The sequence below is a fragment of the Coleofasciculus sp. genome (assembly GCF_046539235.1).
GTDB lineage: Bacteria > Cyanobacteriota > Cyanobacteriia > Cyanobacteriales > Coleofasciculaceae > Coleofasciculus.
Genome location: NZ_JBKHHI010000314.1, coordinates 1 through 7,990, shown reverse-complemented (window position 1 = coordinate 7,990; position 7,990 = coordinate 1). Strand labels below are relative to the sequence as shown.

Sequence of the window (7,990 nt, the reverse complement as noted above, 5' to 3'; positions counted from 1 at the left end):
GTCATTGGTCATTGGTCATTGGTCATTGGTCATTGGTCATTTGTCATTGGTCATTTGTCATTGGTCATTTGTCATTGGTCATTTGTCAGGAAACAGGGAAAAAGTCCCTAAACTCGCCCCGGAAAGATGCGCCATGGCACGTCTCTACAAATCTTATAACTGCTGCCAAAGTTTAACTGTACCATCTCGATTTCCTCCTGCTAACCACTGACCATCTGGACTTAGAGCAACGGATACCACAGAACCAGCATCGTTATTGTCCAAGACAAGCAACGGTTCATCTATGCCTAGCCACCAGATCTTAATCGTACCGTCTGCATGAGCCGCGATCGCACTTTGCCCGTTATCGCTAAAAATAATCGACATGGCTGGTGCAGAGGGACATTGCCAACTCTCTACCCGTTGAGCAATATCGAGTTGCCATACCTTCAGAGTACCATCGGTACAGGCGGCAGCTAACCGACGCCCATCGGGACTTAAGGCAAGGGAGTTGATCGAACTCAGATTGTCGGTGAGACTGAATTCTAGATCAAACGGCTGAAAATGCCATAAATCAATAATGCCATCTCCGCCGCCACTGACAAGAGTTTCGCCATCTGGACTTAATGCGATCGCGGATAATCGTCCGGCGTCTTGAACTAAATCCTGGAGGAATTCCCCTTGCTCCAATTGCCACAGCTTAATGGTTTGATCAAAGCTACCACTGATCAGAGTTTGGTTATCTGGCATAATCACCAGCGATCGCACCGAACCATTATGACCTGTCAAGGTATGGCATAATTCCCCAGTCTCTAGATGCCATACCTTAATCGTCTGATCAAATCCCCCACTTGCCAGCCATTTGCCATTAGGACTTAAGCTAAGACAGAGGACTCCCTGTTGATGATCACTAAATGTGTGAATCAGATCACCCGTCTCTAAGTGCCACAGCTTCACGGTTTTGTCTAAACTGCAACTAGCAAGGATTTGCCCATCAGAACTCATTGCCAAAGCGCTAACCCAATCCTGATGTCCTTTCCGGGTTAATCTGAAGTTCCAATTGGGTAGGATTGGTTCAGGGACAAAATCACTCGGATACGCTTTTATGTTCTCTTCCCAGACGCGCCATGGCGTTATGTTCTCTTCCCAGACGCGCCATGGCGCGTCTCTACAGACATCCCCAGCTTCCCCATCTTTCCTAACAGGGGAAACTGATTCGGAAGCGACAGGAAATAAGGATGGTTCACCCCCCGCCTCTGGGTGCCAATGGGTTGGTCGTTCTGGATCAGCCGCAATCGGGATTTGATATTGTAGTTTATCAAGATCGGCAGTAATTTGTGCGATCGCGGCTTCTAATTGCTCGATGTGGTTAGGCAAAGAGGCACTATTGAGATAATCCACAACATTCCGCAGCGATTGTTCCACGCTAACAATTCGAGCTTGAAGTTTGGCAATTTTGATCGCCCCTAATTCCGAAGCGGGATTCTCAATTTGAGCCAGATAGTCAGGGAGTTTTGCTTGTAGAGAGGCTAGTGCTTGCTTAAGTTGCTGTTGGTATAACGATTGACTCTCTTGGGACAGTTGTCGATGCAATTGCGCCATGGCTCCCGTTAACCGATATCGGCTGTGTTGCTCAAACCGCAGGCGATTGATCAGATTGAACAACAGGGTAATCGACAATGGAACCGCCCCATAGATAATTTCACCAGACGCCGCGGCGACAGCCCAGCCAATGATTGAGACAGCAACAAAGATACACTCGGCAATTTTCAGACGATGAGTTAGCATTCCCTGTCATCAGGATTCATAGTCTTGGAATTATGAATTATGCACAAACATAAGATGTAGCTGATGTAGCTTGCTTCTTTTCGGGAGCGAGTATGACAAATGACATAAGACATAAGACCAATTACTAATAACCAATAATTAAAGACCAAGAACCATCCTGGCAATATTAAAATAAATCAACACACCCAACACATCAACCGCCGTGGTAATAAACGGGGCTGACATTAAAGCCGGATCTAATCCCAGGGAACGGAACAGAAACGGCAACGCCGAACCCGCTACCGATGCCAGAATCGCGATCGCGACTAAACTGATACCCACAGACAAGGCAACAAAGATATCATCTCTGAGCAGATACGCCCAAACCGTCGCCACTGAGCCTAAAATTACTCCCAGTAAGGCTCCTGCCATGGCTTCACGCCCGATTACCTGTAATGAACCCATATCGCGAATTTCGTCAGTATTTAAACCGCGAATCACCACCGTTGACGATTGAGCGCCCACATTTCCCCCTGTACCTACTAGTAGGGGAATAAATGCCGCCAGCGCCACGACTCTCTCTAGGATGTCTGATTGAGAATTAATGATCGTGGCAGTCACGCTGTTTGTCAGTAACAATACAAATAACCAAACCACTCGTTTACGGGCAACGGTAATTAAATTAGTTTGAAAGTAATTATCGCGCCCCGATTGCACCCCACCGCCTAAAGCATAAATATCTTCCGTGGTTTCTTGTTCAATAATATCGATCACATCATCAACCGTGACAATTCCCACCAAACGATGTTCTCGATCAACCACAGGCACAGCCAGAAAGTCGTAGCGTTGGATTAACCGCGCCACTTCTTCTTGATCAGTATCCGTGTGAACATAAACCACATCACGAGTCATCACTTCACCTAGAGTTTGCTCCGGTGGAGACACAACCAAATCCCGCAATGAGACGATTCCACTCAGGTGTCGCTCTGCATCGGTGACATAAACGTAATAAATCGTCTCCGTGGTACTGGCTAAACTACGAATCCGTTCCAGGGTTTCGCCCAAGGTTAAGCTTTCTTTAAGGGAAATATACTCCGGGGTCATGATTCGCCCTGCGGTATCGGCTTGATAACCGAGGAGTTGAGCAGTGGCTTGACGTTCTTGGGGACTCAGTTGGGCAAGCAAACGGCGAACTACTTTGGCGGGTAATTCATCAAATAATCGAACTCGATCATCGGGGGACATTTTGTCCACGATGTCAATTACATCTTGGCGTTTAAATTCCTCGATCAGCGACTGTTGGACGCTAGAGTCAAGGTACTCGTAAACTTCGATCGCCTCAGCTTTCGAGAGTAAGCGGAACGCGATAACCTGTAGGGCGTCGGGCAATCCTTCGATCGCGTCGGCGATGTCCACTGGTTGTACGGGCACTAATACCTGTTTAGCACCCTGAAAATTGTTTTGTTCCAACAGCATTTGCAGTTGAGTCCGAACTAACTCCCGCAATTCACTGCGCGATCCCGGTTGGAGGGCAATTTGGTTTTCACTCAAGTCAGACATAATCAGCCTGGATAGTCCTATACTATGCTATAACCGGATTGCAAGAGTTGAATGATCAGACTTCTGGTCGAAGTAACCGAGAAGCTTTCACGAATCACCTCAGCTAGCGCTCACTGCCGATGTCCGAAACAGATGTCGATCACGGATTCTTAAGTCTTCAGTTTAACTTCAAGTGGTCTCTAGGTGTTTACTCAGGGATGAGAAATGCGTGGTAAACTGCCCTCTAAAACTCAACGCGATCGCGACGAAATGAGATATGAAGATTAAAACTAAATCGCGATTATCTCCGGAACCTCAAGAAGTAAGCCGGAGCCGGATAGCGGACAGTCTGCGGGTTTCAATATCCCGTAGACTGTCAACTACCTCGCTTATGCGCTTGAATGTATTCTTCCAGAACCTTGAGCGGCGCACCTCCAGCCGAACGAATATAAAGCTGATCCCCCCATAATCCTTTTTTCCAGTTTTTAAAGTAAGGCTTTAAGTCAGACTCAAACTCCTTTCTAAGAACTCTGCTAGTTGCCGATTTGATTGAACCCAATAAAGTAGAAATATTATTGGCGGGGTGTAAATCAATCAGTAAGTGGATATGGTCAGGTTCTCCCTCACACTCTAATAGCCAAGACTTGTTTTTTATTAGTACATTGGCTGCGACCTGCTTGAACTTCTCAATCATTTGCCCTGAAAAGGCTTTGCGTCGGTAAGCTGTGACGAAGTAAGTGTGCAACTGAATTGAGTAAACACACTATGCTTTAGTCATTAACAGTGAGCGCCTTTGCGGTAAATGAACTAGGATCAAATTTTTTCTGTCATATCCTTCCCCTAAGGAGAACCATGTCCGTCGAGCAGCCATCTAACTCTCACCTACAGGTAAACTCTTCTCACCCAACCCATATTACCGCATTAGAACAGGAACTCATTGAACTGCGACGCCAAGTCTCCCGACAGACATTACTCAACCAAATTGTGCAAGCGATGCGCGGTACACTGGTGTTGGAAGATATTCTCCAAACTACGGTCGATCAGCTCCATGAAACACTTAATGTCAGTCGCTGTTTGATTTTTCGACCGGATGGTGAGTCGCAAATGACGGCACATCATGTTTCAGAAGCGACCGCCCAACGGGAGAGTATTTTGGGGGTCTACTGTGATTTTTATCGGTATCACCACCAGGAATTGAGCCAGGGTCAGCCTGTGGTTGTCCCGCAAATTACTCCCAATTTTCCCGATCTGTTAATCGAGGCGGCGCAGGAATGTGAAATTCGCGCTATTTTGATTGTGCCATTGCTTGACCAAAATTCCTATATTGGCGGAATTAGTCTACACCAGTGTGATCAGCCACGGGAATGGAACCGAGAGGATATTGAGTTTGTCCAAGCCATTGCCGATCATTGTGCGATCGCGATTCATCAAGCCCAATTGTATGCTAAGTTACAACGTGAATTGAGAGAACGTCAGCAGGTAGAAGAAGCACTCCGGCAAAGTGAAACCCGCTTCCGCACGGTGCTCAAACATGCGCCCTTGGTGGTGTTTAATCAAGATCAGGATTTACGCTACACTTGGGCTTACAATGTGGTTCCTGATGATGACTTGGATGCTATCTTAGGAAAAACCGACAGCGAACTCCTAGCCCCCCAAGAAGCACAACCATTAATATCCATCAAGCAGCGTGTATTGACCAGTGGGATAGGAATGCGAGAGGAAGTCTCTCTCACCATTAATGGTGAACTTCGATACTATGATTTGACCGTCGAACCCTTACGCAACTCAATCGGAGACATAGAGGGAATTACCTGCGCGGCAATGGATATTAGCGATCGCAAATACATCGAGAATCAGCTTAAGATTTCCTTACAGCAAAAGGAAGTACTGTTCCAAGAAATTCACCATCGGGTCAAAAATAACCTACAACTCGTCTCTAGCCTGCTTGAGCTCCAATCACAACAAATTGATGATCCTGAGATTTTTGCCCTCTTCCAAGCCAGCCAGAACCGAATTAAATCCATGGCTCTTATCCATGAGGAACTCTATCAATTTGATCACTTGCAGCGGATTAATTTTCTCAATTATATTGAAAATCTTACCTATCATTTGATTCAAACCTATGCTATTCATCCCGAATCTATTCATCTACACCTTAACATCGATCAAGATTTAAACTTTGATCTATCAACTGCAATTTATTGCGGATTAATTCTCAATGAACTAATCTCTAACGCTTTAAAACATGCCTTTAAACCAAACAATTACAAAGGTCATATATGGATTGAAATTTATTCAAAGAAAAAAAACAACCCCAAAAATAAATTGATCGTGGGCAATAACAAGCCAACACCAATTGAATTGATCGACTTTAATTCACCCAAAAGCTTGGGGTTGCAATTAGTCCGCACTTTAGTGGCACAGCTTAATGGCAAGCTGGAAATAAAGAAAGCTAATAATACAGTCTTTGAAATTGAATTTTAATCAGAAAATAGTTAGGGTTGCACCATAAAAAAATATTTACAAATACTTAGACACCCCATACCCCTACCCTCTAACCCTCCTTTTTAACTATCCTCCTTGTTCGCAAATCTCAAAAGCGTACTCTTCGGCTTCTTGCAGCTTTTGCAATACCGATGTGTCAACCGTCTGAATATCTGACTGACTTGACGTAGCTAATTTATCCTTAACTTGCTCAAATTGCTGCTGGGCTTCAGCAACAGCTAATTCTGCCTCACCACAAGTCTGCGTGGCTAATGCATCGAATTGATTATTACATCCAGAGCCGAAAAAAACTAGCAATAATAATCCCACACTGAACTGAATTTTTTTTGCCGGAATCAAGGGATAAAATTTCATACCCAGAGAATTAAATTCACTATAGCTACATTACTAAATACTCAGATTTATCCAGCTTTCAGGACTATTACTCGGTTTTTGGTATTGCAATTATTGAAAAATGTTAATCACATCGGCTTTAAGTTATAATTAAATCGATTTCACCGACATATTAAAGAGTAGAGACCAAACCGGGACGGTCTCTACATAAATGATGCGTTATAACCGCTATGGCGATTGCTATAAGTTTGCTCGTAACGCAATTAATACCAGTGAATTTGTCGGCATTGGCTTTTCTCCAGATGGGAGTAAGTTGTTCGTGAATATCCAAAATCAAGGTATTACCTTTTGTATCCAGGGAGGGTGGGGTTAATGGGGAAAAAGGGATTGTTGATTGTTGATTGTTCATGGTTCATTGGGAATCACACCCTCACCCCCTCACCCCCTCACCCTCTCACCTCATCTCCCTCTAGAGCCGTTGAAGATTCTTCTGTAACTGTCGTTCTTGTCGCTGAAGTTGCTCGACCAATTCAACTTCTCGCAAACTACCCGGTTTAATATCCGTCGTTTCCCGGAGTTTTTGGGCAAGTTGGTAACAAAATTGACATCGTTCTAAAATCTGGAGAATCGAAGGGGCAAACTTGGCAAATAGGACTTCATCATCTCGGCTAAAACCACGAGGATCAATCTTCTTGACTAGATCATCTTCCGGTTGGTAGTTGGACTTTAATTTATTGATTAACTGCACCACTGCTACAAGATCTTGTTTCTCGTTTAGTAGGGGCCAAGCCAAAATGGTATAGGTGCGGTATCCGGTACGGCGATCCGTCTCCTGCGCCATCTCGGAACGCGGATCATCATAGACATCAAAGGGAATGTTAATTACTTTTAAGGAAAAGGCGGCGAGACTAGCAATTCCTTTGTTAGCCGGAATATCGATCAGCAGACTACCACCGTCTCCATCCTCAGCAATCAGTGAACCCAATTCTTGTCGTTCTCGATCCAATAAAAAAATACTGGTGCGATCCGCACGCAGCAAATTCCCGACTTTGCGGGTGAGGCGACCCAATAGTTGGCAGAGTGTTCTCACCAGTGTTTGTAATGCTTGGTCAACAGCACTCACCCCATGGCTGTAGGAGTAAGCCAAGAACTCACCCACTTCAATCGGTGAGTCAAAAACTAGATTCTGCTGGCTATCTAAACCAGCCACATCCTGCCAGTCCAATTCTAAGACTTGACAAAGTTCGACAAAGTTTAGTCCTTTAACGGGTTGTCCCTTGAGAAAATGATTTAGAGTGTCTAACGATAGTCCCAGGGCTTCCGCTAGTTCGCGATCGCGCCCCTGACTCTTATTGCGCCAAGCTTGTTTGACTTTGGGAATAGACTGGGGATGCACACTAAATGACCGAATCATTTTTCTTCGTGGCATTCCTCTCCCGTTCGATCCAAGATTATCATCGGAAAATAATGCCACGCCTCCATGTAGGTTGACAAATAGGTGACATAACCAAGTAAGCGACTGTGTTTATCGGTTACTTCGATTTAACCAGAGACGCTGACTGGTACCCATCTGAACGGTTGGTCTGATCCTAGGTTAAAACCCTGTCTGTTCCTTTTACTACGATTTGTGTAAAATCTTTACGCTTCCAGCCAGGGAGCCGGTTAAGAAGGACTGTTACCCAATAGAATATAGGGCTAAAGCCCTGACTACAAGCCGATTAAGAAGGACTGTTACCCAATAGAATATAGGGCTAAAGCCCTGACTAAAAGCCGACTAACAGTTAACAGTTAACAGTTAACAGGTAAGGTAGAGTTTTGAGTTAACTTCCCCATCTTCCCCTGCTCCCCCTGCTCCCCCTGCTCCCTC

At 45.0% G+C, this 7,990-nt stretch carries 7 protein-coding genes; 2 read left to right on the top strand and 5 right to left on the bottom strand.

Annotated elements, in window-relative coordinates:
* Positions 1–153: 153 nt before the first annotated feature.
* The 3 genes from ACLFWI_RS22345 to tnpA all read right to left on the bottom strand — a co-directional run bounded on the left by ACLFWI_RS22345 (position 154) and on the right by tnpA (position 4,036).
* The gene (locus tag ACLFWI_RS22345; protein ID WP_446414751.1) at positions 154–1,581 is read right to left on the bottom strand and encodes a WD40 domain-containing protein; all 1,428 of its coding nucleotides are present in this window, start codon (positions 1,579–1,581) and stop codon (positions 154–156) included.
* A 324-nt stretch (positions 1,582–1,905) separates the two neighbouring features.
* Positions 1,906–3,306 (bottom strand): magnesium transporter, encoded by a 1,401-nt coding sequence (gene mgtE / locus ACLFWI_RS22340; protein ID WP_446414749.1) that lies wholly within the window; start codon positions 3,304–3,306, stop codon positions 1,906–1,908.
* Positions 3,307–3,661: 355 nt separating this feature from the next.
* Complete coding sequence (gene tnpA, locus ACLFWI_RS22335; RefSeq protein WP_446414750.1) at positions 3,662–4,036, bottom strand: IS200/IS605 family transposase; 375 nt, start codon at positions 4,034–4,036, stop codon at positions 3,662–3,664.
* Positions 4,037–4,137: 101 nt separating this feature from the next.
* Here tnpA and ACLFWI_RS22330 point away from each other — a divergent pair, with 101 nt between their 5' ends.
* Positions 4,138–5,769, top strand: a complete 1,632-nt coding sequence (locus ACLFWI_RS22330; protein ID WP_446414748.1) for a histidine kinase dimerization/phosphoacceptor domain -containing protein — start codon at positions 4,138–4,140, stop codon at positions 5,767–5,769.
* An 87-nt stretch (positions 5,770–5,856) separates the two neighbouring features.
* Here ACLFWI_RS22330 and ACLFWI_RS22325 read toward each other — a convergent pair whose 3' ends face one another.
* Positions 5,857–6,144: a hypothetical protein gene (locus ACLFWI_RS22325; protein ID WP_446414747.1), complete on the bottom strand. Its 288-nt coding sequence runs from the start codon at positions 6,142–6,144 to the stop codon at positions 5,857–5,859.
* Between the two features lie 190 nt (positions 6,145–6,334).
* Between ACLFWI_RS22325 and ACLFWI_RS22320 the strand changes: the two genes are divergently transcribed.
* Entirely contained in the window at positions 6,335–6,496 is a 162-nt protein-coding gene (locus tag ACLFWI_RS22320) for a hypothetical protein (protein WP_446414746.1), read from the top strand.
* Between the two features lie 96 nt (positions 6,497–6,592).
* Here ACLFWI_RS22320 and ACLFWI_RS22315 read toward each other — a convergent pair whose 3' ends face one another.
* Positions 6,593–7,552, bottom strand: a complete 960-nt coding sequence (locus tag ACLFWI_RS22315) for a GAF domain-containing protein (protein WP_446414745.1) — start codon at positions 7,550–7,552, stop codon at positions 6,593–6,595.
* Between the last annotated feature and the right edge of the window lie 438 nt (positions 7,553–7,990).

Excerpts from the sequence above, each read along its gene's own strand:
- mgtE (WP_446414749.1), bottom strand. The coding sequence starts at position 3,306 with ATGTCTGACTTGAGTGAAAACCAAATTGCCCTCCAACCGGGATCGCGC.
- ACLFWI_RS22330 (WP_446414748.1), top strand. The coding sequence starts at position 4,138 with ATGTCCGTCGAGCAGCCATCTAACTCTCACCTACAGGTAAACTCTTCT.
- ACLFWI_RS22325 (WP_446414747.1), bottom strand. The coding sequence starts at position 6,144 with ATGAAATTTTATCCCTTGATTCCGGCAAAAAAAATTCAGTTCAGTGTG.
- ACLFWI_RS22315 (WP_446414745.1), bottom strand. The coding sequence starts at position 7,552 with ATGCCACGAAGAAAAATGATTCGGTCATTTAGTGTGCATCCCCAGTCT.
- ACLFWI_RS22320 (WP_446414746.1), top strand. The coding sequence starts at position 6,335 with ATGATGCGTTATAACCGCTATGGCGATTGCTATAAGTTTGCTCGTAAC.
- ACLFWI_RS22345 (WP_446414751.1), bottom strand. The coding sequence starts at position 1,581 with ATGGCGCAATTGCATCGACAACTGTCCCAAGAGAGTCAATCGTTATAC.